The sequence below is a fragment of the Streptomyces sp. NRRL S-37 genome (genome assembly GCF_000721605.1).
Classification (GTDB): domain Bacteria; phylum Actinomycetota; class Actinomycetes; order Streptomycetales; family Streptomycetaceae; genus Streptomyces.
Genome location: NZ_JOIZ01000035.1, coordinates 15,257 through 40,145, shown reverse-complemented (window position 1 = coordinate 40,145; position 24,889 = coordinate 15,257). Strand labels below are relative to the sequence as shown.

Sequence of the window (24,889 nt, the reverse complement as noted above, 5' to 3'; positions counted from 1 at the left end):
GCTCGCTGGACCGGCGCCTGCTCCAGAAGTACGGCAAGGCGACCCCCGAGGCGCTGGCCGAGTCCGCCCTGTGGGAGGCGTCCCTCTTCGAGGAGCACGACTTCCGGGACATCAAGATCTCCGTCAAGCACAACGACCCGGTCGTCATGGTCGAGGCCTACCGCCAGCTCGCCGCCCAGTGCGACTACCCGCTGCACCTCGGCGTCACCGAGGCCGGGCCCGCCTTGGCCCGCGAGGCCGACCTCGGCGTCGCCTCCGGCAACGGCAAGGGCCAGATCTTCGTGAAGGGCGAGGTCATCAAGACCGTCCCCGAGTCGAAGATCGTGGAGACGCTGATCGAGGAGGCGATGAAGATCGCCGAGGAGATGGAGAAGGACGGCGTGATGTCGGGCGAGCCGCAGGTCTCGGTGGCCGGCTGACCACGCCGGCCGGCCCGCACGGCGCCCGGGGACGGGGCGGGTCCAGGACCGAAGCGGGATCCGGGGGCGGCGTCCCCCGGATTCCGCGGGTACAGTGCGGAGAAATCAGCAGACCCCAGTGTGTGAGGCCCCGCACGTGTTGACGCAGACCACATCCCGGGTCCTCGAACCGAGTGACCTGGACGCCGCACTCGCCGTACTCGACCGCGAGCCGGTCGCGAACGCCTTCGTGACCGCCCGCGTCCAGATCGCGGGCCTGGACCCGTGGCGGCTCGGCGGCGAGATGTGGGGCTGGTACGAGGGGGGCGTCCTGACGTCCCTGTGCTATGCCGGCGCCAACCTGGTGCCCATCTGCGCCACCCCCCGGGCCGTCCGCGCCTTCGCCGACCGTGCCCGCCGGGCCGGCCGCCGCTGCTCCTCGATCGTCGGCCCGGCCGAGCCCACCGCCGCGCTCTGGCGGCTGCTCGAACCCCAGTGGGGTCCGGCCCGCGAGGTCCGCACCCACCAGCCCCTCATGGTCACCGACCGCCCGTCCCCCCTCATAGCCCCCGACCCCTACGTCCGCCGCGTCCGCAAGGACGAGCTGGAGACGGTCATGCCGGCGTGCGTGGCGATGTTCACCGAGGAGGTCGGCGTCTCCCCGCTGGCCGGCGACGGCGGCCTGCTCTACCAGGCCCGGGTCGCCGAGCTCGTCGGCGCCGGCCGCGCCTTCGCCCGCTTCGGCACCGACGGCAAGGTCGTCTTCAAGGCCGAGATCGGTGCCGCGACCGACCGCGCCTGCCAGATCCAGGGCGTCTGGGTGGCCCCCGAGCACCGGGGCAGGGGCGTCGCCGCCCCCGGCATGGCGGCCGTCCTGCGCTACGCCCTGACGGAGATAGCGCCCGTGGCGAGCCTCTACGTCAACGACTTCAACACACCCGCCCGCAGGACGTACGCACGGGTGGGCTTCCAGGAGGTCGGCGCCTTCATGAGCGTGCTGTTCTGAGCGGGCACGCCCTGTAGTCTCCCCGGCATGGTGCGCTTTCCCGGTCACGGCCGCTCCCACCCCGACGACATCGTGATCGGCCCCCTCGACCTCCCCGGCCACGTCGACGAGGCGCTGGCGGTGCAGGCGGTCGCGTTCGGGCTCGGCCCCGACGAGGTGGCCGTACGCCGGCAGATCGTGCTGCGCCACATGACCCTCCCGGGCGCCCGGGCCTTCGGCGCCACCGTCAGGGGCCGCCTGGCCGGCTTCGTCTACGGCATGCCCAACGACCGCGCCCACTGGTGGTCCACCGTCGTCGAGCCCTATCTGCGCGCCCGCGGCCACGACGACTGGCTCGACGACTCCTTCGTCATCACCGAACTGCACGTCCACCCCCGGCACCAGAAGCACGGCATCGGCCGCGCCCTGATCACCACGATCACCGACGGCGCCGAGCAGCCCCGCTCGATCCTCTCCGCGATCGACGTCGAGAGCCCCGCCCGCCGGCTGTACCGCTCGCTCGGCTACCAGGACCTCGCCCGCCAGGTCCTCTTCCCCGGCGCCCCCAAGCCGTACGCCGTCATGGGCGCCCCGCTGCCCCTCCTCCGCCGATAGGGACAATGGATTTCCGCCGCCCCCTTCCGCCCGGCTAACCTCCTGTCATCACCCAGACGTAGCAGGAGTACGAGAGCCATGGCGAAAGCACCGGTCCAGCGCATGTCCCAGTTGATGGCGAAGACGCTGCGCGACGACCCGGCGGACGCCGAGGTCCTCAGCCACAAGCTGCTGGTCCGCGCCGGCTATGTCCGCCGCACCGCCGCCGGCATCTGGACGTGGCTGCCCCTCGGCAAGAAGGTCCTCGCCAACGTCGAGCGCATCGTCCGCGAGGAGATGGACGCCATCGGCGCCCAGGAGGTGCTGCTCCCCGCCCTGCTGCCGCGTGAGCCCTACGACGCCACCGGCCGCTGGGACGAGTACGGCCCCGAGCTGTTCCGCCTCCAGGACCGCAAGGGCGGCGACTACCTCCTCGGTCCCACCCACGAGGAGATCTTCACCCTGATGGTGAAGGACCAGGCGTCCTCCTACAAGGACCTGCCGGTGATCCTCTACCAGATCCAGTCCAAGTTCCGGGACGAGGCCCGCCCCCGCGCCGGCATCCTGCGCGGCCGCGAGTTCCTGATGAAGGACTCGTACTCCTTCGACCTGGAGGACGAGGGCCTGGCGAAGTCGTACGCCCTGCACCGCCAGGCGTACCAGAGGATCTACGAGCGCCTGGGCCTCGACTACCGCATCTGCGCGGCCACCGCCGGCGCCATGGGCGGCTCCAAGTCCGAGGAGTTCCTCGCCCCCGCCGAGGCCGGCGAGGACACCTTCGCGGACTGCCCGAACTGCGACTTCGCCGCCAACACCGAGGCGGTCGCCTACGCGCTGAAGCCGGTCGACGCCACCGGTGTCCCGGCTGCCGAGGAGATCCCCACCCCCGACACCCCGACCATCGAGACCCTCGCCGCCCAGCTCGACGTGGACGCCTCGGCCACACTGAAGAACCTGCTGGTCAAGGTCGACGGCGAGATCGTCGCCGTGGGTGTCCCCGGCGACCGCGAGGTCGACATGGACAAGGTCGAGGCGCACTTCGCCCCGGCCGTCGTGGAACTGGTCACCGAGGCCGACTTCATCGCCCGCCCCGACCTGGTGCGCGGCTACGTCGGCCCGCAGGGCCTGGACAAGGTGACGTACATCGCCGACCCGCGCGTCGCGCCGGGCACCGCCTGGATCACGGGCGCCAACAAGGCCGACACGCACGCGAAGAACGTGGTCGCCGGGCGCGACTTCGAGGTCGACGCGTACGTCGACGTCGTGGTGGTGCGGGAGGGCGACCCCTGCCCCACGTGCGGCACCGGTCTCAAGCTCGACCGCGCCATCGAGATCGGCCACATCTTCCAGCTCGGCCGCAAGTACGCCGACGCCCTCAAGCTCGACGTCCTCGGCCAGAACGGCAAGCCGGTCCGCGTCACCATGGGCTCCTACGGCATCGGCGTCTCCCGCGCGGTGGCCGCCCTCGCCGAGCAGACCGCCGACGACAAGGGCCTGTGCTGGCCCGCCGAGGTCGCCCCGGCCGACGTCCACGTGGTCGCCGCCGGCAAGGCGCTCCAGACCGAGCTCGCCCTCGACGTCTCCGAGAAGCTGTCCGCCGCCGGCCTCCGCGTCCTGGTCGACGACCGCGCGGGCGTCTCCCCGGGCGTGAAGTTCACCGACTCGGAGCTGATCGGCGTCCCGCGGATCCTGGTCGCCGGCCGCCGCGCGGCGGAGGGCGTCGTCGAACTCAAGGACCGCCGCACGGGCGAACGCGAGGAACTGACGGTCGACGAGGCGGTGGCCCGTCTGACGGCCTGACACAGCCCCAGGCAGACTGCCCGCGGCCACGTGGCCGCGGGCAGTCTGCCTCCCCAGTGCCTTGAAGGCCTGGGAGGTACCCCAGGGTGAACGGGGCCCCGCCCGAGGGACGCTGTGGGCGGATCCCGGCATCGTCTGCGCGGCAGGTACCGGCAGCCGCCGGGCGGATTCACCCACAGCATCCCGAGGATGGGGGTGAGGGTTCCTCCCGCTCATGGGGTCCCTCCCGCTCGAGCGAAGCCGGGGGCGGGGGAGAAGCCGGGGGCGGGGGAGGCACCCCGCAGGCGCCGGGCCGCGCGACCCGCCTCCGCCTCACACCGACGCCCTGCCGTGGCTCCCACGCCGGCCGGACGGGGCTGCCGGCGCCCGTCGGTCCGAGCGACCGGGCGTCAGAGCCAGCTCGCGAACTCCAGCAACAGCTCCGCGTCCTGCTCGCGGCCCACACGGCGGGCCCGTACGCCCGATTCCACCGCGCGGAACAGGGTCCAGCCGCTCAGGCGTTCGCGGTCGACCTCCAGGGACTCCGCGAGGCGCTTCACCCGGCGGCGGGTCGTCGTGGCGCCGGAGGCCTGGGCGATGAGGTCCTCCACGCGGTCGCGGACCAGCCGGGCCAGGTCGAACGCGTGCTCGCCGACCACCGGGTCCGGCCCCACCGCCAGCCACGGCGTGCGCTCCCCGGACAGCACCTTGCTCTGCCGGAACGTCCCGTGCAGCAGCCGCTGCTCGGGCGGCGCCGCCACCAGCTCCTCGCGGGCCGCCAGCGCGGCCTCCACCAGCGGGGCCACCTCCGGGTCGGCCGCCGCGCTCGCCCGCATCGCCCGCGCCTGCCGCTCCGTGCGCTCGGCCACCGTCTCGAAGCCGTGCTCCTCGGGCGGGTCCACCCAGAGCCGGCGCAGCGTTCCCGCCGCCTCCAGCAACGCCTTCGCCTCCGGCAATGACCGCACCGACACATCCGGATGCAGCCGCTCCAGCAACAGCACCCCCTCGGTCGCGCCCGGGACCGGCTCCAGCAGCCGGACCGCCCCCCGGCCGTCCCAGTGGGCCAGCGCGGCCCGCTCGCTCTCCGGGCGCGCCCGGCGCGGCGCCAGCTTCAGCACGGCGGGCGTCCCGTCGGCCGTCCGCACCAGCACGACCAGGCTGCTGCGCCCGCCCGGCACCTGCACCCGCTCCACGGTCAACTCACGCTGTGCGACGGCCTCGCGCGCCGCCTCCGGCAGCCTCTCCAGCCAGTCGTCGCCCTCGGGCGCCGTCTCACCGAGCGCCCTCACCAGACGCTTCGGCGGTTCGAAAACCATGCGCGAGTCGTTCCCTTCCTGCTGTACGCGGGGCCCGCCGCCCCGTCACGCCGTCGGCGCCGGGGTCCCCGAAGCCGTACCGCTCCGCTCGGCGAGCCCAGGGAAGGCTACGCTCTCGCCGCTCCAGCGCACCGACCGCACCGCCGCCTCCCGCATCGCCTCGGCGGCCTCCCGCCGCCGCTCGCCCCCGCTCGCGCGCACCAGATCGGCGTACACTCCGGCCACCCTGTCCTCCAGCTCCGCCGCCAGCCGGACCGCGGCCGCCGCGTCCGGCACCGGGAACGGCAGCGCGTACCCCGCGGCGGCGGCGACGGGCGCGCCCCCCGCGTCCTTCACCGTGCGCACCAGTGCGTCCCTGCGCGCCCGGTGCGCGTCGTACGCCGTCCGTGCCTCGGTGCGCCGGTCCTCGCCGATCCGTCCGCCGACGACCCCGTAGCCGTACACCGCCGCGTGCTCCGCCGCCAGCGCGGCCTGCAGAGCCCGCAGTTCCCGGTCCTTCGCCTCGCGCGACTTGCTCACCCTCATGCCTCCGTCAGCAGATACACGTGTGCCGCGCCGGCCGCCGCGACCGAGGCCAGCAGCCGGGCCAGCTCGCCCGGCGCGTCGAGGAGCGCCTTCGCGCGCCGGCCGGCGAGTTCCCGCTCGGCGGCGGCGAGTCCGGCGAGGGCGTCCTTCTCCTTCGCGGGCACGGCGGGCGCGGAGGCCGAGGGCGAGCCCGGCCCGGACGGCGACGGGGACGGCGAGGACTCCGGCGTCCCCCCGAACGCCTCCGCGTGCCGTACGACCTCCGCGCGCAGCGGACGCAGCCGCTCCGCCAGCTTCGGATGCGCGGCCACGACCGCGTCGTACCGCTCGGCCAGCTCCCTGCTGTCCCGGGCCGCACGCGCGCGTGCCCGGTCGGCGGCCGAGGGACGGCTGCCGCCGGAGGCACCGGCGTCCTCGGACCCGGCGGAGCAGCCCGCCACCAGCAGGGCCGCCGGGGCGGCGGCGAGCAGACTCCTTCTGCGCGGCCCCGAACGGGCGCGCGGAGACAGGGGGAACGACACGGCAGACGTCCTCGGAAGCTCGTACGAACGGGGCGACGGAAAAGGGCGGGCCGGAGCCCGTGATCACCGTACCCGTGCGCCCGCGCGGGGGCGCCCGGCGGCACCCTCCGTGACCGGGTGGACAGCAACACCCTCTGCGACCGGATACCCTTTGATCCAGACACGCGCACCGTCCCACAACAGCACACGCGGCCGAGGAGTCACCCGGATGAGCACCACCCAGAGCGAGAGGCTTCGAGAACTTCTGGAACCGCTCGTCAGCTCCCAGGGCCTGGATCTCGAGGAGATCGCCGTGGACGCGGTCGGCCGCAAGCGTGTGCTGCGTGTCGTCGTCGACTCCGACACCGGAGCGGACCTCGACCGGATCGCCGATGTGAGCCGCGCGCTCTCGGCGAAGCTCGACGAGACGGACGCGATGGGCAGCGCGGAGTACACCCTCGAGGTCGGCACCCCGGGCGCGGAACGCCTCCTCACCGAGCACCGGCACTACACGCGCGCCACCGGCCGCCTGGTCCGGTTCCAGCTCGCCGAGGGCGGCGAGCTGGTGGCCAGGATCACCGGGGTCGACGACGAGGGTCTCGACCTCGAGGTGCCCGGGGTGAAGGGCCGCAAGGCCACCGCGCGCAGGCTCGCCTTCGACGACATCACCAGGGCGCGCGTCCAGGTCGAGTTCAACCGCAAGGACAACGAGAAGGAAGAGGAGGCGTAATCGTGGACATCGACATGAGTGCACTTCGGCTCTTGGTCAGGGAGAAGGAGATCTCCCTCGGCCTGCTGGTCGAAGCGATCGAATCGGCCCTCCTCATCGCCTATCACCGCACCGAGGGAAGCCGCCGGCACGCGCGCGTGGAGCTCAACCGGGAGACCGGACATGTGACCGTGTGGGCGAAGGAGGACCCCGAGGACCTCGAGGAGGGCCAGGAGGCCCGCGAGTTCGACGACACCCCGTCCGGCTTCGGCCGCATCGCCGCCACCACGGCCAAGCAGGTCATCCTGCAGCGCCTGCGCGACGCCGAGGACGACGCGACGCTCGGCGAGTACGCCGGCCGCGAGGGCGACATCGTCACCGGAGTGGTCCAGCAGGGCCGCGACCCGAAGAACGTGCTGGTCGACATCGGCAAGCTGGAGGCCATCCTGCCGGTGCAGGAGCAGGTGCCCGGCGAGACCTACCCGCACGGCATGCGGCTGCGCAGCTACGTCGTCCGGGTGGCCAAGGGGGTGCGCGGCCCGTCCGTCACCCTGTCGCGCACGCACCCCAACCTGGTGAAGAAGCTCTTCGCCCTGGAGGTGCCGGAGATCGCCGACGGGTCCGTCGAGATCTCCGCGATCGCCCGCGAGGCCGGCCACCGCACCAAGATCGCCGTACGGTCCACCCGCTCGGGCCTGAACGCCAAGGGTGCCTGCATCGGTCCCATGGGCGGCCGGGTGCGCAGCGTCATGGGCGAGCTGAACGGCGAGAAGATCGACATCGTCGACTGGTCCGACGACCCGGCCGAGATGGTGGCGAACGCGCTGTCGCCGGCCCGGGTCTCCAAGGTGGAGATCGTCGACATGGCCGCCCGGTCCGCCCGGGTCATCGTGCCGGACTACCAGCTGTCCCTGGCGATCGGCAAGGAGGGGCAGAACGCCCGCCTCGCCGCCCGGCTGACCGGCTGGCGGATCGACATCCGGCCGGACACGGAACAGACCGGGGAACGGACCGGGGAACGGACCGGGGAATAGATCCGGGCCGCGGATCGCTGAGATCACGACAGCTTTGCGCACAGCATGTGTTCGATTCTTGCCCCAAAGGGGTGAGGTCGGCGCGGGGAGGTAGACTGAGGAGTGTCTGGCCGGACACGTGCTGGCGTATGCCCCGAGCGCACCTGCGTGGGGTGCCGGGAGCGAGCGGTCAAGAGCGAGCTGCTGCGCATCGTGGTGATCGAGGACGCGTGCGTTCCCGATCCTCGCGGTACGCTGCCCGGCCGGGGTGCCTATGTGCATCCCGTCCCGGTCTGTCTCGACCAGGCGGTGCGCCGCAGGGCGTTCCCACGGGCGCTCCGCGTCCCGGGACCGCTCGACGTAAAGGCGTTGCGCCTCTACGTCGAGCAGGCACAAGGTTGCTGAGCAGCGGCTCTTCGCCGGCTGGACAGGCAACACGCACGAACATGCCGCACGGAAGTCCCCGTGCGGTCTGGTACCTCGCGAGTCGAAAGCAGGTCGAGATTGCGATGAGCACTCGATGAGTACGCGATGAGTACGCCCATGAACTAGCGACGGTCCGGACGCAACCCGGACCTCAAAGGAGCGAAGTGGCTAAGGTCCGGGTCTACGAACTCGCCAAGGAGTTCGGTGTGGAGAGCAAGGTCGTCATGGCCAAGCTCCAGGAACTCGGTGAATTCGTCCGTTCGGCGTCTTCGACCATCGAAGCGCCCGTAGTACGCAAGCTGACCGACGCCTTCCAGCAGGGCGGGGGCAACGGCAAGTCCGCCGCGAAGCCCGGCGCGCCCCGCAAGGCGGCCCCCAGGCCCGCCGCGCCGTCCCCGGCGCAGGCGGCCCGTCCGGGTCCGGCCGCCCCGAAGCCGCCGGCAGCGCCCAAGCCCGCCGCGGCCCAGCCGCCGGCGGCTCCGTCGGCCCCGTCGGCGCCCGCGCCGGCGGCCCCCGGTCCCCGTCCGGGCCCGCGCCCCGCGCCGCGTCCGGCTCCGGCGGCCCCGGAGTTCCAGGCCCCGCCCGCGGCGGCGGCTCCGGCTCCGTCCGGCCCGAAGCCCGGCGGCGCGCGTCCCGGTGCCCCCAAGCCCGGCGGTCGTCCCGCCGGTCAGGGCGGTCAGGGGCAGGGCGGCCAGGGCCGTCCGGCCGGTCAGGGTCAGCGTCCCGGTGGCGGCGCACCGCGTCCGGGCGCCCGTCCGGCCGGTCCGCGTCCCGGTAACAACCCCTTCACCTCCGGTGGCTCCACCGGCATGGCCCGTCCGCAGGCTCCGCGCCCGCAGGGCGCGCGTCCCGGTCCGGGTGGTCCCGGCGGTCCCGGCGGTGCCGGTCCCCGTCCGCAGGCCCCCGGTGCCCAGGGCGGCGGTCCGCGTCCGCAGGCTCCGGGCGGGCAGCGCCCGACCCCGGGCTCGATGCCGCGTCCGCAGGGCGGTCCCCGTCCCGGCGGCGGCCCCGGCGGTCCGCGTCCGAACCCCGGCATGATGCCGCAGCGTCCCGCTGCCGGCCCGCGTCCCGGCCCCGGCGGCCGCGGTCCGGGCGGTGCGGGTCGTCCCGGCGGTGCCGGCCGTCCCGGCGGCGGTGGCTTCGCCGGCCGTCCCGCCGGCCCCGGTGGCGGCGGTCGTCCCGGTGGCGGCGGCGGCTTCGCCGGTCGTCCCGGTGGCGGTGGCGGCTTCGCCGGCGGCGGTGGCCGTCCCGGCTTCGGTGGCCGTCCCGGCGGTCCCGGCGGCCGTGGTGGCACGCAGGGCGCCTTCGGCCGTCCCGGCGGTCCCGCGCGTCGCGGCCGCAAGTCGAAGCGGCAGAGGCGCCAGGAGTACGAGGCCATGCAGGCCCCGTCGGTCGGCGGCGTGATGCTGCCTCGCGGCAACGGCGAGACCATTCGCCTGTCGCGCGGTGCCTCGCTCACCGACTTCGCGGAGAAGATCAACGCCAACCCGGCGTCGCTCGTCGCGGTCATGATGAACCTCGGCGAGATGGTCACCGCGACCCAGTCCGTCTCCGACGAGACGCTCCAGCTCCTCGCCGGCGAGATGAACTACACCGTTCAGATCGTCAGCCCGGAGGAGGAGGACCGCGAGCTGCTCGAGTCCTTCGACCTGGAGTTCGGCGAGGACGAGGGCGACGAGGAGGACCTGGTGGTCCGTCCGCCGGTCGTCACCGTCATGGGTCACGTCGACCACGGAAAGACCCGCCTCCTCGACGCCATCCGCAAGACGAACGTCATCGCGGGCGAGGCCGGCGGCATCACCCAGCACATCGGTGCCTACCAGGTCGCGACCGAGGTCAACGAAGAAGAGCGCAAGATCACCTTCATCGACACCCCGGGTCACGAGGCGTTCACCGCCATGCGTGCCCGTGGTGCGCGCTCGACCGACATCGCGATCCTGGTCGTCGCGGCCAACGACGGCGTCATGCCGCAGACGGTCGAGGCGCTCAACCATGCGAAGGCGGCCGACGTCCCGATCGTCGTCGCGGTCAACAAGATCGACGTCGAGGGCGCGGACCCGACCAAGGTGCGCGGTCAGCTGACCGAGTACGGCCTGGTGGCCGAGGAGTACGGCGGCGACACCATGTTCGTCGACATCTCCGCCAAGCAGGGTCTGCACATCGACAGCCTCCTCGAGGCCGTCATCCTCACCGCGGACGCCTCGCTCGACCTGCGGGCCAACCCCACGCAGGACGCGCAGGGCATCTCGATCGAGTCCCGGCTCGACCGCGGCCGCGGTGCCGTGGCGACCGTCCTCGTCCAGCGAGGCACGCTGCGGGTCGGCGACACGATGGTGGTGGGCGACGCCTACGGCCGCGTGCGCGCCATGCTCGACGACAACGGCAACAACGTCGCCGAGGCCGGCCCGTCGACGCCGGTCCAGGTCCTGGGCCTGACCAACGTCCCGGGTGCGGGCGACAACTTCATCGTCGTGGACGAGGACCGTACGGCCCGTCAGATCGCCGAGAAGCGCGCTGCCCGTGAGCGCAACGCCGCGTTCGCCAAGCGCACGCGCCGCGTGTCCCTGGAGGACCTGGACAAGGTGCTCAAGGCCGGCGAGGTCCAGCAGCTGAACCTGATCATCAAGGGTGACGCCTCCGGTTCGGTCGAGGCCCTCGAGTCCTCGCTGCTCCAGCTGGACGTCGGCGAAGAGGTGGACATCCGCGTCCTGCACCGCGGCGTCGGTGCGGTCACGGAGTCCGACATCGACCTGGCGATGGGCTCCGACGCCATCGTGATCGGCTTCAACGTGCGCGCCGCCGGGCGTGCCGCGCAGATGGCCGAGCGCGAGGGTGTGGACGTCCGGTACTACTCGGTCATCTACCAGGCGATCGAGGAGATCGAGGCGGCCCTCAAGGGCATGCTCAAGCCGGAGTACGAAGAGGTCGAGCTCGGCACGGCGGAGATCCGCGAGGTCTTCCGCTCGTCCAAGCTGGGCAACATCGCGGGTGTGCTCATCCGCTCCGGCGAGGTCAGGCGCAACACCAAGGCGCGCCTGCTGCGCGATGGCAAGGTCATCGCGGAGAACCTCAACATCGAGGGTCTGCGTCGCTTCAAGGACGACGTCACCGAGATCCGCGAAGGCTACGAGGGCGGTATCAACCTCGGAAACTTCAACGACATCAAGGTCGACGACGTCATCGCGACGTACGAGATGCGCGAGAAGCCGCGGGTGTAACACCCCACGGTGTGTGCCGGCCGGCGGGACCCACCCGGGTCCCGCCGGCCGGCGCGCGTGTGTGTGCGGACGCACGGCGTCGCGGCCGGCGGGGCACAATATCCGTCGATCGCCGCGCCCCCTTCGTTGTACGGTTCTGATGTCCCTGCCCACCACGGATGGCGGGGCCATCGATCCCGTACCGGCGGGTGAACCGGTTGCACATGTATGTGGGGACGCTGTCCTTCGACCTCCTCCTCGGCGACGTACATTCGCTGAAGGAGAAGCGCTCCGTCGTCCGCCCGATCGTCGCCGAGCTCCAGCGCAAGTACGCGGTGAGCGCGGCCGAGGTGGATCACATGGACCTCCACCGGCGGGCGGTCATCGGCCTGGCCATGGTGTCCGGTGACGCGGGGCACCTGACCGACGTACTGGACCGCTGCGAGCGGCTGGTCGCCGGGCGCCCGGAGGTGGAACTGCTGTCCGTCAGGCGGCGCTTCCACGGTGAAGACGACTGACGACCACAGCCCAGAGATACGCAGACAGGAAAGAACGGGAGACGGACCAGTGGCCGACAACGCGCGGGCGAAAAGGCTGGCGGACCTCATCCGAGAGGTGGTGGCCCAGAAGCTGCAGCGCGGGATCAAGGACCCGCGGCTCGGCTCGCACGTCACCATCACGGACACCCGGGTCACGGGTGACCTCAGGGAGGCGACCGTCTTCTACACGGTGTACGGGGACGACGAGGAGCGCAAGGCCGCCGCGGCGGGTCTGGAGAGCGCCAAGGGCGTCCTGCGCTCCGAGGTGGGCCGGGCGGCGGGCGTGAAGTTCACGCCGACCCTGTCCTTCGTCATGGACGCGCTTCCGGACACGGCACGCACCATCGAGGACCTCCTCGACAAGGCGCGCCAGTCCGACGCCAAGGTGCGTGAGGCGTCCGCGGGTGCCACGTACGCCGGCGGGGCCGACCCGTACCGCAAGCCGGAAGACGACGAGACGGACGACACCGCCGAATGACCGAGAAGCCCACCACGCCCGACGGCCTTGTCATCGTCGACAAGCCGTCGGGCTTCACTTCGCACGACGTGGTCGCCAAGATGCGCGGCATCGCGGGCACCCGGCGCGTCGGCCACGCCGGCACCCTCGACCCGATGGCGACGGGCGTCCTCGTCCTCGGCGTCGAGCGGGCGACCAAGCTCCTCGGCCACCTCGCGCTGACCGAGAAGGAGTACCTCGGCACGATCAGGCTCGGGCAGAACACGCTCACTGACGACGCCGAGGGGGAGATCACCTCCTCCACCGACGCCTCCGCGGTCACCCGCGAGGCCGTCGACGCGGGGGTCGCCGAGCTGACCGGTGACATCATGCAGGTGCCGTCCCGGGTCAGCGCCATCAAGATCAACGGGGTGCGCTCCTACAAGCGGGCCCGGGAGGGCGAGGAGTTCGACATCCCCGCCCGGCCGGTCACCGTCTCCTCGTTCTCCGTGTACGACGTCCGGGAGGCGGTCGCCGAGGACGGCACCCCGGTGCTGGACCTGGTGGTGTCGGTCGTCTGCTCCTCCGGCACCTACATCCGCGCCCTCGCCCGCGACCTGGGCGCCGGCCTGGGCGTCGGCGGGCACCTCACCGCGCTGCGCCGCACCCGCGTCGGCCCGTACAAGCTGGACTCCGCGAAGACGCTGGACCAGCTCCAGCAGGAGCTGACGGTGATGCCGATCGCCGAGGCCGCCACGGCCGCGTTCCCGCGCTGGGACGTCGACGACCGGCGGGCCAGGCTGCTCACCAACGGGGTACGCCTGGAGATGCCCGAGGAGTACGCCGGCTCCGGAGCCGTGGCCGTGTTCGGCCCCGAGCGCCGGTTCCTGGCCCTCGTCGAGGAGCAGCGGGGCAAGGCGAAGAGCCTGGCCGTCTTCGGCTGACACGCGGGCGGGACCGCCCGTGGAGCGGCGTCACGGGGATGGACATGCCGCCGCTCCACGGTCCCCCTCGGTTCCCCCACCCCTAGGGTGTATCCATCCGCCCCCGCCTGTTCACCCGTACGTGCGGGCGCTCGGAGTGAACCGGGGGAGCGGAAGGGGGCGCGTTCACCGGGCGATCTGTCCCGCTGATCATCTCGGCCCTACTGTCGCGGCCAAGGGCACGGATGCGCGACGGGAGGCTCGACGATGCCGTCCCCCTACGAACACGAACCCCGTCACGAACGGGAGGCCCCGGACGCCGCTCCGGGCCCGCACGACGTCCTGGTCCGCCTGCACGACCTCGCCGGCCGGCCGCGCGGCATCGGCTTCGTGGCCGATCACCACGGCACGGTGATCACCGGTCACGAGGCGGTCGACGGACTGTCCCGGCTCGTGCTGCGCGCGGCGGCCGGCCGCCAGTGCGTGGTGACCGCGGACGCGGTGACCCCGCTGCCCGCGCTCGGCCTGGCCCTGGTCCGCAGCGAGGGGCTCGGCGTCGCACCGCTGCCGGTCACCACGCGGCGCGCCGTCCTGCCCGGCACCTATGTGCGGATCCCCGCCGGAGGCTGGCGCGAGGCGCGCGTGCTGGGGACGGGCCCCGTGACCTACACCGCCACCGACCGCGCGTACGCACTGGACGACGCCCTGGAACTGGCGGTCGGCACCGCGGGCCGGGACGCGCTGCGGCTCGGCGGCGGCGCCGCCGGCGGCCCGGTGCTCGACGCCACCACCAACGCCGTGCTCGGCGTCCTCGGCACCGCGCTCCACTCGGACGACCGCGCCGGGGGCTTCGCCGTACGCCTGCCTCCCCCGGGCCTCACCGAGGGCCCGCTCGCCGCACTGCTCACCGAGAACAGGACGACGGTCCCGGCCCACGGAGCCGACCTCAACCTCGCCGGGGTGGTGCAGCTCACGGCCGGTGGTGTGGGGCCCGCCGGCCGGCCTGTTGTGCGTGTGGGGGTCTCCTCGGCCGGAGGGGGCGGGGCGGCTGCTGGTGTGGGGGCTGCTGCGGGCGTGGGGGGTTCCTCGGCTGGGTGGGGCGGACCGGCTGGTGCCGTGGGGCCCGCCGGGCGGCTCGCGGAGTTCGCCGTGTTCGAGCGGGACGGGGCCGTTGTGGGTGTGGGGGGTTCCTCGGCCGGCCGAGACGGGCCGGCCGGGGCCGTGGAGCCCGTCGACCGGCTCGCCGTGCTCACGGAGTTCGCCGCGTTCGAGCGGGGCGAGGCCACCGTGCTGGGCCTGGTCGGGCCGCCCGGCAGCGGCCGTACGACGCAGCTCACCGCGCTCGCCGCCCGCCGGTACCGCGCGGGCCGGCCCACGCTCCGGCTGCGCGGTGCCGACCTGGACGCGGGCGACGGCTCGGTCGCGGACGCCGCCCGCCGGGCGCTGGACCGGGCCGCCGCCGTCGTCGCGGCCTCCCGCGCCCCGTTCCCGGCCGGCCCGGACGCCCTCGGTGACGTGAGCCCGGAGCACCTGGCCGGGCTCGCCCGCACGGCCGGCCACCCCCTGCTGCTCCTCCTCGACGGACCCGAGGAGGCCCTGCTCGACAGACCGGCCGAGTGGACCGCCGGGACCGTGCGGTGGCTGCGGGCGACGGGGGCCCGGCTGGTGGTGGCGTGCCGCGCGGAGTACTGGGAGGAGGCGGGGTTCCCGGAGGAGCTGCTGCACGCCGGTGCGCCCCGCCCCGACGGGCTCCCCGCCTGTGTGGCCCTCGGCGACCTCACCGCCGAGGAGGCCCGCCGGGCACGCGCCCGCCACGGCGTCCCCGAGGGCGCGGTGGCCGACGCCGACGCCCGCCATCCCCTGACCCTGCGGATGCTCGCGGACCTCCGGTCCGCCCTCGCCGGCACCGCCCCCGACATCCCCGTCGACCGCGGCGACGTCTTCTCGGCCCACCTGGACCTGATGTGCCTGCGGATCGCCGTCCGCCTCGCCGACAAGAACGGGATCCGCGGCACCGCCGTGCGCCGGCTCGCCGCCAGGGTCGCCGGACAGGTGCACGAGGCCGCCCGGCGCAGCCTCGGCGCGGGCGGCCTGGACCGGGAGACGTTCGACGTGGTGTTCCCCCGGGGACCCGCCCCCGACCGGCTCGGCGGCGGCACCGGCTGGGCCTCGGCCGTGCTCGCCGAAGGGCTTCTCGTCCCGGCCGGGACGACCGGCTACCGGTTCGCGGACGAGGAACTGGCCGACTGGCTCCACGGCACCCACCTCGACGTGGACGACACCCTGCGCACCCTGGTCCACACCGCCCCCGCCGCCCCGGTTGCCCCCGGCGGGCGCGCCCCGTGGCCGGCCGCCGTCGAGGACGGCTTCCCGCTGCCCGGCGGCGGGGATGCCGCTGAGGGTTTTCTTCCGTTGTCCGGCCGTAGGTCCGGTGCGGCGGACGGGTATCGCTCCGCTCCGGTCGCTCCCGGCGGGCGTGTTCCGTGGCCGGCTGCCGCCGCTTCCGGTGGCCGGGACGCCGCAGAGGGGGCCTTTCCGTTGTCCGGCCGCCGGGCCGGTGCGGCGGTGGACGGGTGTCGTTCCGTCCCCGCCGCTCCGGTCGCTCCCTGCGGGCGCACCCCGCGGCCGGCCGCCGCCGAGGATCGCTGCCCGCTGCCCGGCGACGGGCCCCACCGGTCTGCCGCCGCTCCCGGTGACCGGGACGCCGCGGAAGGGGCTCTCCCGCTGTCCGGCCGCCGGGCCGGTGCGGCTGGTGATCGTCGTGGTCTTCCCGCTGTCGCCTTCGATCCCTGGACCGTCGCCGGTCCCGACCCCTGGGCCGTCGCCGACACCGATTACCGGCCTGCCGACGACCGCCTCGCCGATGACGACGGAGCCGGCGCGGCCACCGGACGTCCGGTACCGCCCGCCGTCGACCTCCTCCCGGCCGCCCCCGGCGCCGAAGCCCTCCCTCCGGCCGGTGCCCCCGTCCCGCACCACCGCATCGGTGTCGTCGTCGAGGCCCTGCTGTTCCTCGCGCGGCGGCACGGCAGCCGGCGGCTGTCCACGCGGCTCACGGATCTGGTGCACGCCCTCGACGCCGACCCGGGTTCCTGGTGGGCCGCCCGGCTGCTCGGCGGGACCCTCACGCGCGTGGCCGACGCCACGCCGTACACGGACGTGCTGCGGCTGCTGGCCGACCGTCTCGTGGCCTGGCGGGAACAGCGGCGGGGCGTGCCGCCGGAGCTGGGCCCCGCCTTCTGGACCGCTCTCCGGCTGCCGCCGGAGACGCGGTGCGCACTGCTGCGCCGGCTCGTCCACGCCGACGGCCCCCCGTGCGAGAACGAACCCCGCTTCCTCGACGCCACCGCCCGGCTGCTCGCCGCCGACCCCGTCGCCGTACTGCCGCATCTCATCCGCTGGTTCGAGGACGAGCGGCCGCTGCCCGCCACCCCGCACGCGACCGTGGCGACCGCCGCGCAGGCGCTGCTGCACACCCACCGGCACGCGGCCCCGGACGCGCTGACGGAGGCGCTCGCCGACAGCGCGCACCGGCGGGCCGGCCAACTGCTCACCGTGCTCACGGAGGAGGAGCCCGCCGCGATGTGCAGGGCCGTCGACCGGTGGGCGAAGGACGAACGACCCGCACGCCGGGCCACGGCCCTCGCCTACGGCCTGCTCGCCGCGCCGTACGCGCGCGACGACACCGACCGCACCCTGCTGCGGTACGCGGCGCTCGCCGTCCTCGTCCGCACCGCCGACCGCGAGCTGCACGGCGGCGCCCTCGCCCTCCTGGTCCGCGACCCGAACAGCAGGGACCGCCACCTCCCGCGGGCCCTGGAGCGCTTCACGGCCGGCGACCCCCACCTCCCGCCGGGCGCGCTCGTCCCCGCCCTCACCACCCACCCGGAGCCCGTCCTCGACGCCTTCCGCACCCGGCTCGGCGGGACCGGCGCGGGCGAGACGTTCCGGGCCCTCGCCGACGCCGTCCCGCCCGCCCTGGCCCGCCGGGTCGCCGCACTCGTACGGGAGACGGTGGAGCGGCGGCCGGAGCTGACGGGGCAGGTGGCCGCGTACGCCGACGAGCGGCTGGAGCGGGGCCCGGCCGCCCGCGCCGTACTGAGGACCCTGCTCACCGGCCTGCTCGACGGCGGCCCGCAACCGCTCCGGGTGGCCCTCGCCGGCATCCTCGCCGGCCCCGGCACACCGGCCTCCCGCCCGTTGCGCCGCGAACTGCTGGACACCCTGCTCGCCCGCGAGTCCGACCCCGACGTCCTGGAGGCGGTGGTGCGCGCCGCGGCCCGCACCACCGGCCCCGAGCCGCGCGTCCTCGTCCACCGCGCCGGGCTGCTCCTGGCGCGCACCGAGGAGGGCGCCACCCGCTTCGACCGCTGCCTGGCCGACCTGGGCGGCCATGTGCCGGGCTTCGCCGCCGCCGTGGCCGGCTGGCTGACGGACGCACCGCGCGAGTGGTCCGCGCTGATCGGGCCCGCCACCCGCCGCACCCTCGGGAACCCGGCCGGAGCGGTCGTCCCCGCCTGACCCCGCCCGGCCGGCACGTGCCCCCCGTCACACAGCCCCCATGCCGATGCGGGCCCCCGGCACCCGGCATGGCACCCTTAGAGCTGCGTAGAGAAGTCCACGGACTCGGGTTCGTCCGACGAGGTTTCGACAAGGAGCAGGCACAGTGCAGCGCTGGCGTGGCTTGGAGGACATCCCCCAGGACTGGGGGCGCAGCGTCGTCACCATCGGCTCCTACGACGGAGTCCACCGCGGGCACCAGCTGATCATCCGGCATGCCGTGGACCGTGCCCGGGAGCTCGGCGTCCCCGCCGTCGTCGTCACCTTCGACCCGCACCCCAGCGAGGTCGTCCGCCCCGGCAGCCACCCCCCGCTGCTGGCCCCGCACCACCGGCGCGCCGAACTCATGGCGGAGCTCGGCGTCGACGCGGTCCTGATCCTCCCCTTCACCACCGAGTTCTCGAAGCTGTCCGCCGCCGACTTCGTCGTCAAGGTGCTGGTCGACAAGCTGCACGCCAAGGCGGTCGTCGAGGGCCCCAACTTCCGCTTCGGCCACCGGGCCGCGGGCACCGTGGAGTTCCTCGCCGAGCAGGGCCGGGTCTACGACTTCGACGTCGAGGTCGTCGACCTGTACGTGTCCGGTGAGGCGGGCGGCGGCGAGCCGTTCTCCTCCACGCTCACCCGCCGCCTGGTCGCCGAGGGCGAGGTCGAGGGCGCCGCCGAGATCCTCGGCCGCCCGCACCGGGTGGAGGGCGTCGTCGTCCGGGGCGCCCAGCGCGGCCGCGACCTGGGCTTCCCCACGGCCAACGTCGAGACCCTCCCGCACACCGCGATCCCCGCCGACGGCGTCTACGCCGGCTGGCTGCACGCCCAGGGCGAGGCCATGCCGGCCGCGATCTCCGTCGGCACCAACCCCCAGTTCGACGGCACCGAGCGCACGGTCGAGGCGTACGCCATCGACCGTGTCGGCCTCGACCTGTACGGCCTCCACGTCGCCGTCGACTTCCTGGCCTTCGTGCGCGGTCAGGCGAAGTTCGACACGCTGGAGGCGCTGCTGGAGCAGATGGCCGAGGACGTCGAGCGCTGCAAGAACCTCGTGGCCGCGGCCGGGAAGCCGTAACCGGTCAGCTCTCCCGGGCGTGCGCCCAGTGGCACGCCACCTGGGCCGCGCCGCCCCCGTCGAGGATCTCCGGGTCCCGGCCCCGGCACGCGTCCGCCACCCCCGCCCGGTCCGCCTCGCCGCCCGCCAGGATCTGGCAGCGGGCGTGGAACCGGCACCCGGACGGGACGCGGGACGGGTCCGGGGGCTCGCCCGTGAGGACCACCGGCTCACCCGGCGCCTCGGGGAGGACCGACAGCAGGGCCCGGGTGTACGGATGCCGGGGGGCCGTCAGGACCTGCTCCACCGCCCCGGTCTCCACGATCCGGCCCAGGTACATCACCGCGACCCGGTCGGCGATGTTCCAGGCCAGTCCGAGGTCGTGCGTGACGACCAGCGCGGACAGGCCCAGCTCGGCGCGCAGCCGTAGCAGCAGGGCGAGGATCTCCCCGCGCACCGACGCGTCGAGGGAGGCCACCGGCTCGTCGGCGACGAGGAGTTCGGGCTCCAGCACCAGCGCGCCCGCGATCACCACACGCTGCCGCTGACCGCCGGACAGCTCGTGCGGATAGCGCAGGAGGAAGCGCTCCGGCGGGCGCAGACCGGCCAGGGACAGGGCGTCGGCGACCGCGGCCCGCTCGTCACCGCCGTGGCCGTGGATACGCAGCCCTTCGGCCACCGCGTCGTACACCGTGTGCCGGGGGTTGAGCGATCCGTTCGGGTCCTGCAGCACCAGTTGCACGCGCCTGCGGTACGCCTTCAGGGAGCGGCCGGAGTACTCCAGCGGCCGTCCGTCGAAGGTGACCCGGCCCGCGGTCGGCTCGACCAGACCCAGCAGGGCGCGGGCCAGCGTCGTCTTGCCGCAGCCCGACTCACCGACCAGGGCGACGATCTCACCGGGACGGATGTCCAGATCGACACCGTCCACGGCACGGGCGTCCGGCGCGCCGTGCCGCCCCGGGAAGGCGATGCGCACACCCTGGGCGCTGAGAAGGGGGGTGGTGGAGGTGGTCATGGGGTACGGGGCCTCGCTTCCTCCAGGGAGCCCGGATCACCGTCTGTGTTCCGCTGAGGGGCCGGTGGGCCGGCCGCCGCGGCGACCCGTACGCACGCCGCCCGCCGGTCCGGGCCCGCGTTCCGCAGCGGCTGGTCCTCCGTGGCGCAGGAGTCCAGCGCCACCGGGCACCGTGGACGGAACGTACAGCCCGGCGGCAGCGCCGCCGGGTCCGGCGGGTCGCCCGGCAGGCCACGCGGCGCGAAACGCGACGCCGGGTCGCCGATGCGCGGGAACGCGGCCGACAGCGCCTGGGCGTAGGGGTGGCGAGCGGCCTCGTACACCTCTCCCGCCGGACCCTCCTCGACCACCCGGCCCGCGTACATCACCGCGAGCCGGTCACAGGTGCCGGCGAGCACCGCGAGGTCATGGCTGATCATGATCAGCCCCACGTCCTGGTCCGCGACCAGCCGCTCGATCAGCCGCAGGATCTGCGCCTGGATCATCACATCCAGCGCGGTCGTCGGCTCATCGGCGATGATCAGCCGCGGATCGCAGGCCAGCGCCATGGCGATCATGACGCGCTGCCGCTGACCGCCGGACAGCTCGTGCGGGTACGCCGACGCACGGGCGGCCGGCAGACCGACGTGCTCCAGCAGCTCCCCGGTCCTCTTCCGCGCCCCGGCCGGGGTGGCCTTCCGGTGCAGCAGGATCGGCTCGGCGATCTGGTCGCCGATGCGCCGCACGGGGTTGAGGGAGTGCATCGCCCCCTGGAACACGATGGACGCCCCGGCCCAGCGGACCGCCCGTACCCGGCCCCACTTCATGGCCAGGACGTCCTCGCCGTCCAGCAGGATCTCCCCGCCGACCCGGGTCCCGGCCGGGAGCAGCCGCAGCAGCGCCAGCGCCAGGGTGGACTTGCCGCAGCCCGACTCCCCGGCGATCCCCAGCTTGCGGCCCGCCTCCAGCCGTAGATCCACCCCGCGCACGGCGGCCGCCCCGCCCGCGTACGTGACCGTCAGCCCTCTGACGTCGAGCAGACTCAACGGGACACCCCCAGCCTGGGGTTGAGGACGGACTCCACGGCCCGTCCGCACAGTGTGAACGCCAGCGCCACCACGGCGATGGCGATGCCCGGCGGCACCAGGTACCACCAGTGCCCGGCACTGACCGCACCCGCCTCCCGGGCGTCCTGCAGCAGCCCGCCCCACGACACCACCGTCGGATCGCCGAGCCCCAGGAAGGCCAGCGTCGCCTCCGCCAGGATCGCCGAGGAGATGATCAGCGTCGTCTGCGCCAGCACCAGCGGCATCACATTGGGCAGCACATGCCGGGACATGATGTGCCAGTGCCCGCCGCCGAGCGCCCGCGCCCGCTCGATGTACGGCCGGGTCTCCACCGCCAGCGTCTGCGCCCGCACCAGCCGGGCCGTCGTCGGCCAGGTCGTCACCCCGATCGCCACGACGATCGTCAGCAGCGAGCGGGACATCACCGTGGCCAGCGCGATCGCCAGCACCAGCGTCGGCATCACCAGGAACCAGTCGGTGATCCGCATCACCACCGTCGCGTACCAGCCCCGGAAGTGCCCCGCCGTCACCCCGATCACCGTGCCGATCGCCACCGACAGCACGGCCGCCAGCAGCCCCACCAGCAGCGACACCCGCGCACCCCAGATCACCAGGCCGAGCAGGTTCCGACCGAACCGGTCGGCTCCGAAGGGGAGTTCCGCGCTCGGGCGCTCCAGCGGGCTGCCCGGTGCGTCGGTCACGTCGGCCACGTCGGATCCGACGACCAGCGGAGCGGCCAGGGCGAGCAGCGCGAACAGCGCGAGCGTGGCGAGGCCGAAGAGGCCGGCCCGGTGGGTGCGGTACTGCCGCCAGAACCGCGCGGCCGAGGCCCGGCGCCGCTGCCACGCCAGGGCGCGGGGGCGCGCGGCCGGCATCTTCTCGGTCGTCATCGGCCCACCCGGGGATCGAACAGCGGATAGATCAGATCGGCGAGCGTGTTCATCACGACCACCGCGGCGGCGAACACGAAGAACAGCCCCTGCACCAGCGGCAGATCGGGCACGCTCAGCGCCTGGTAGAACAGTCCTCCCAGGCCCGGCCAGGAGAAGACCGTCTCCACCAGGATCACACCGGCCACCGTCCGCCCGAGGTTGATGAAGATCAGCGTCACGGTCGGCAGCAGCGCGTTGGGCACCGCGTGCCGGCGCCGTACGAGGTCGTCGCGCAGCCCCTTGGCCCGCGCGGTCGTCAGATAGTCGCTGCCCATCTCGTCCAGCAGCGCCGACCGCGTCACCAGCAGCGTCTGCCCGTAGTCCACGGCCACCAGCGTCACCACCGGCAGTACCAGGTGGTGCGCCACGTCCACGGCGTACGCGAAGCCCTCCTCCCCGCCGGACTCCATGCCACCGGTCGGGAACAGTCCCGGCAGCGGCCCGATCCCCACCGACAGCGTGGTGATCAGCAGCAGGCCCAGCCAGAAGGAGGGGAGGGAGTACAGCGTCAGTGCCAGGCCGGTGTTGAGCTTGTCGCCGAGCCGTCCGTGCCGCCACGCCGACCGGGTGCCCAGGACGATCCCGAGCGCGGTGTAGAGGACGAAGGCGGTACCGGTGAGCAGCAGCGTGTTCGGCAGCGCCTCCGTGATCTTGTCGACCACCGGCGCGTTGAACTGGTACGACGTCCCCAGATCACCGGTGAGCGCCTTGCCGCAGTAGTCGGTGAACTGCTGCCACAACGGCAGGTCGAGCCCGAACTGCTCCCGGTACGCGGCCAGTTGCTCGGCCGACACCTGGCGGCCGCCGGTCATGAACTTCACCGGGTCGCCGGGGATCAGCCGGAAGAGGAAGAAGCTGGTGACGAGGACGGCGAGCAGGGACACGGCCGCACCGGCGAGCTTGCCCGCCACATAGCGCGGATACGCGGTGGTGATACGGCGGCCGCGTGGCCCGTGCGACTCGTGCGGCCCGCGGACGGCCGCCGGTCCGTCCTTCGCCGGACCGGCGGCCCCCGTGCCCCCTGTCGATGCGGATGTCGCGTCAGCGGTCATGGGTGTCCGTCCGCCGCCTACTCGCGGTCCTCGGCCGTGGTCCGTCGCCGCATCGCCGCGAAGACCCCCAGCCCCGCGAGGACGACGACACCCGCGACGATCCCGACCACCACGCCCGTCGACGACGCGTCACCGCCTCCGTCACCGGAGTCCGCCGGCACCGCCGACCACCAGCTCCAGTAGCCGTCCTGGCCGTAGATGTTGCCCGCCTTCGCCGGCATGGTGGTGATCGACTCGATCTGGTCCGTGCGGTACGCCTCGACCGCGTTCGGATACGCCATGACGTTCATGTACCCGAGGTCGTACAGCCGCGACTCCATCTGCTTGACGATGTCCGCCCGCTTGCCGGCGTCGTACTCGGCGAGCTGCCGCGCGTACAGCTCGTCGTACGTCTTGTCGCAGATGAAGTTGTCGGTCGCGCCGGTCTCCTCCGGGGTCGCCGGGAGCGCCGCGCAGGTGTGGATGGACAGCACGAAGTCGGGGTCCGGGTTGACCGACCAGCCGTCGAAGGCGAGGTCGTACTCACCGGCGAGCCAGGGATCGGTCACGTTGTCCAGGCAGTTGAGCGTCACCCCGATACCGAGGTCGCCCCACCACTCCTCGAGGTACTGGCCGACCGCCTTGTCGTTCGGGTCGGTGGCGTGGCACAGCACGCGGTAGTCGAGCGGCTTGCCGTCCTTGCCGACCCGCTTGCCGTCACCGTTCTTCCGGTAGCCGGCCCGGTCGAGCAGCCGGGCCGCCTCCGCCGGGTCGTACGCCAGCTCCTGGCCGGCCGACGGCTCCCAGTAGTACTGCGAGAAGCGTGGCGGTATGTAGCCGGCGCCCTCCACGGCGTGCCCCTGGAACACCTTGTCGATGATGGTCTTCCGGTCCACCGCCATGAACAGCGCGTTGCGCACCCGCTGGTCGAGCAGCGAGGGGTGTCCGTCACCCATCTTCTCGCCGGTCTTCGTCCTGGCGCCCGGGTTGGTGGCCAGCGCGTAGAAGCGGCGCCCCGGCGCGTCGTTGACCCGGATGTTCTTCTCGCTCCTCAGCGCCTCGGTCTGGGCCGGCGTCAGGGACGGCGACCCGGCGACGAACGACACCTCGCCCTTGCGCAGCGCCGACACCGCGGCGTCCTGGTCCTTGTAGTAGCGGAAGACCAGCTCGTCGAACTTGGGCGACCCGCGCCAGAAGTCCTTGTTGGCCTTCAGCCGCACATAGCTGTCCGGCTTGTAGTCGGTGAGGACGAACGGCCCGTTGCCGACGACGGGGAAGTCCTTGTCGTTGTTGAACTTCGCGTAGTCGTCGACCTTCTCCCACACGTGCTTGGGCACGATCGGCACGTCCAGCGCCGTCATCGTGGCCTGCGGCTTCTTCAGCTCGATGACCAGCTCGGTGGGGCTCGGCGCGGTCACCTTCTCGAAGTTGGCGACGTAGCTGCCGTTCGCGGTGGCCGCGCCGGGGTCCTTCATCATCGTGTTGAACGTCCAGGCCGCGTCCTCGGCGGTGGCCTGCTTCCCGTCCGACCAGGCGGAGTCCGAGCGGATGGTGTACGTCCAGGTCAGCTTGTCCGGCGACGACTCCCACTTGGTGGCCAGGCCGGGGATGACGTGGTTGTCCTCGGGGTCGTAGTTCGTCAGGTACTCGTAGGTGAGCCGGTGGATGCTCGTACTGAGCAGCCGTACCGCCAGGAACGGGCTGAGCGAGTCGACGCTCTGCGCCACCGCGACGGTCAGCACCTTGGTGCCGTCACCGGCCGCCCGCGCCTGGTCCGGGGCCGGGTTGAGCGGGGTGGCGAGTCCGGCGCTGAGGGTGAGCGCGGCGGCGCCGGCCGCCATGACGAGCCGGGTGCGGCCCGGGGTGCGGTGGTGACCGCCGTACTGATCGTTCGTTTCCATGGTCGCTGACCTCGCGTCATCGCTC

The 24,889-nt window shown here is 73.5% G+C and carries 21 protein-coding genes; 13 read left to right on the top strand and 8 right to left on the bottom strand.

The window, feature by feature from the left end:
- The 4 genes from IH50_RS0134780 to IH50_RS0134765 form a co-directional block, all read left to right on the top strand.
- On the top strand, window positions 1-419 hold a 419-nt coding region (locus IH50_RS0134780), incomplete at its 5' end, for a flavodoxin-dependent (E)-4-hydroxy-3-methylbut-2-enyl-diphosphate synthase (protein ID WP_030871782.1).
- 136 nt (window positions 420-555) lie between these two features.
- Window positions 556-1,404: a GNAT family N-acetyltransferase gene (locus IH50_RS0134775; RefSeq protein WP_030871779.1), complete on the top strand. Its 849-nt coding sequence runs from the start codon at window positions 556-558 to the stop codon at window positions 1,402-1,404.
- Window positions 1,405-1,431: 27 nt separating this feature from the next.
- Entirely contained in the window at window positions 1,432-1,998 is a 567-nt protein-coding gene (locus IH50_RS0134770; RefSeq protein ID WP_030871777.1) for a GNAT family N-acetyltransferase, read from the top strand.
- Between the two features lie 78 nt (window positions 1,999-2,076).
- Window positions 2,077-3,777 (top strand): proline--tRNA ligase, encoded by a 1,701-nt coding sequence (locus IH50_RS0134765; protein WP_030871772.1) that lies wholly within the window; start codon window positions 2,077-2,079, stop codon window positions 3,775-3,777.
- A gap of 389 nt (window positions 3,778-4,166) precedes the next feature.
- Here the strand turns inward: IH50_RS0134765 and IH50_RS0134760 are convergent, their stop codons facing one another.
- From IH50_RS0134760 to IH50_RS0134750, 3 genes are read right to left on the bottom strand one after another with little or no spacing between them, the layout of a single operon-like run.
- Entirely contained in the window at window positions 4,167-5,072 is a 906-nt protein-coding gene (locus tag IH50_RS0134760; protein WP_030871769.1) for an aminoglycoside phosphotransferase family protein, read from the bottom strand.
- A 45-nt stretch (window positions 5,073-5,117) separates the two neighbouring features.
- Window positions 5,118-5,597: a ferritin-like domain-containing protein gene (locus IH50_RS0134755; RefSeq protein ID WP_030871767.1), complete on the bottom strand. Its 480-nt coding sequence runs from the start codon at window positions 5,595-5,597 to the stop codon at window positions 5,118-5,120.
- Complete coding sequence (locus IH50_RS0134750; protein WP_030871764.1) at window positions 5,594-6,118, bottom strand: hypothetical protein; 525 nt, start codon at window positions 6,116-6,118, stop codon at window positions 5,594-5,596. The genes IH50_RS0134755 and IH50_RS0134750 overlap by 4 nt, the downstream gene beginning before the upstream one ends.
- 208 nt (window positions 6,119-6,326) lie before the next feature.
- On the opposite strand from IH50_RS0134750, the gene rimP reads away from it, so the two are divergent.
- The 9 genes from rimP (at window position 6,327) to IH50_RS0134710 (ending at window position 18,960) form a co-directional block, all read left to right on the top strand.
- Complete coding sequence (gene rimP / locus IH50_RS0134745) at window positions 6,327-6,827, top strand: ribosome maturation factor RimP (protein WP_030871761.1); 501 nt, start codon at window positions 6,327-6,329, stop codon at window positions 6,825-6,827.
- A gap of 2 nt (window positions 6,828-6,829) precedes the next feature.
- Window positions 6,830-7,840 carry a transcription termination factor NusA gene (gene nusA / locus IH50_RS0134740; RefSeq protein ID WP_030871758.1) on the top strand — a complete coding sequence of 337 codons (1,011 nt, stop codon included), beginning with the start codon at window positions 6,830-6,832 and terminating at the stop codon, window positions 7,838-7,840.
- Between the two features lie 102 nt (window positions 7,841-7,942).
- On the top strand, window positions 7,943-8,224 hold the full coding sequence (locus IH50_RS40430) for a YlxR family protein (RefSeq protein WP_073936961.1): 282 nt from the start codon (window positions 7,943-7,945) through the stop codon (window positions 8,222-8,224).
- 185 nt (window positions 8,225-8,409) lie between these two features.
- Window positions 8,410-11,463, top strand: coding sequence for a translation initiation factor IF-2 (gene infB, locus IH50_RS0134735; protein WP_030871755.1), 3,054 nt, complete (start codon window positions 8,410-8,412; stop codon window positions 11,461-11,463).
- A 203-nt stretch (window positions 11,464-11,666) separates the two neighbouring features.
- On the top strand, window positions 11,667-11,960 hold the full coding sequence (locus IH50_RS0134730) for a DUF503 domain-containing protein (protein WP_030871751.1): 294 nt from the start codon (window positions 11,667-11,669) through the stop codon (window positions 11,958-11,960).
- Window positions 11,961-12,009: 49 nt separating this feature from the next.
- Window positions 12,010-12,459 (top strand): 30S ribosome-binding factor RbfA, encoded by a 450-nt coding sequence (gene rbfA / locus IH50_RS0134725; RefSeq protein WP_030871747.1) that lies wholly within the window; start codon window positions 12,010-12,012, stop codon window positions 12,457-12,459.
- Entirely contained in the window at window positions 12,456-13,361 is a 906-nt protein-coding gene (gene truB, locus IH50_RS0134720) for a tRNA pseudouridine(55) synthase TruB (protein WP_030871743.1), read from the top strand. The genes rbfA and truB overlap by 4 nt, the downstream gene beginning before the upstream one ends.
- A 246-nt stretch (window positions 13,362-13,607) precedes the next feature.
- Window positions 13,608-17,861, top strand: coding sequence for a hypothetical protein (locus tag IH50_RS42935; protein WP_030871740.1), 4,254 nt, complete (start codon window positions 13,608-13,610; stop codon window positions 17,859-17,861).
- A 145-nt stretch (window positions 17,862-18,006) separates the two neighbouring features.
- A complete protein-coding gene (locus IH50_RS0134710) occupies window positions 18,007-18,960 on the top strand; it encodes a bifunctional riboflavin kinase/FAD synthetase (RefSeq protein ID WP_030871737.1) in 954 nt (317 codons plus the stop codon).
- A gap of 4 nt (window positions 18,961-18,964) precedes the next feature.
- Here IH50_RS0134710 and IH50_RS0134705 read toward each other — a convergent pair whose 3' ends face one another.
- Genes IH50_RS0134705 through IH50_RS0134685 form a run of 5 tightly spaced genes read right to left on the bottom strand, consistent with a single transcriptional unit; the run spans window position 18,965 to window position 24,864 of the window.
- Window positions 18,965-19,954 (bottom strand): oligopeptide/dipeptide ABC transporter ATP-binding protein, encoded by a 990-nt coding sequence (locus IH50_RS0134705; protein WP_030871736.1) that lies wholly within the window; start codon window positions 19,952-19,954, stop codon window positions 18,965-18,967.
- On the bottom strand, window positions 19,951-20,979 hold the full coding sequence (locus IH50_RS0134700) for an ABC transporter ATP-binding protein (protein ID WP_037873445.1): 1,029 nt from the start codon (window positions 20,977-20,979) through the stop codon (window positions 19,951-19,953). The genes IH50_RS0134705 and IH50_RS0134700 overlap by 4 nt, the downstream gene beginning before the upstream one ends.
- Window positions 20,976-21,890: an ABC transporter permease gene (locus tag IH50_RS0134695; protein ID WP_030871730.1), complete on the bottom strand. Its 915-nt coding sequence runs from the start codon at window positions 21,888-21,890 to the stop codon at window positions 20,976-20,978. The genes IH50_RS0134700 and IH50_RS0134695 overlap by 4 nt, the downstream gene beginning before the upstream one ends.
- Complete coding sequence (locus IH50_RS0134690) at window positions 21,887-22,984, bottom strand: ABC transporter permease (RefSeq protein ID WP_030871726.1); 1,098 nt, start codon at window positions 22,982-22,984, stop codon at window positions 21,887-21,889. The genes IH50_RS0134695 and IH50_RS0134690 overlap by 4 nt, the downstream gene beginning before the upstream one ends.
- Before the next feature lie 17 nt (window positions 22,985-23,001).
- Window positions 23,002-24,864 (bottom strand): ABC transporter substrate-binding protein, encoded by a 1,863-nt coding sequence (locus IH50_RS0134685; protein WP_030871721.1) that lies wholly within the window; start codon window positions 24,862-24,864, stop codon window positions 23,002-23,004.
- Window positions 24,865-24,889 lie beyond the last annotated feature (25 nt).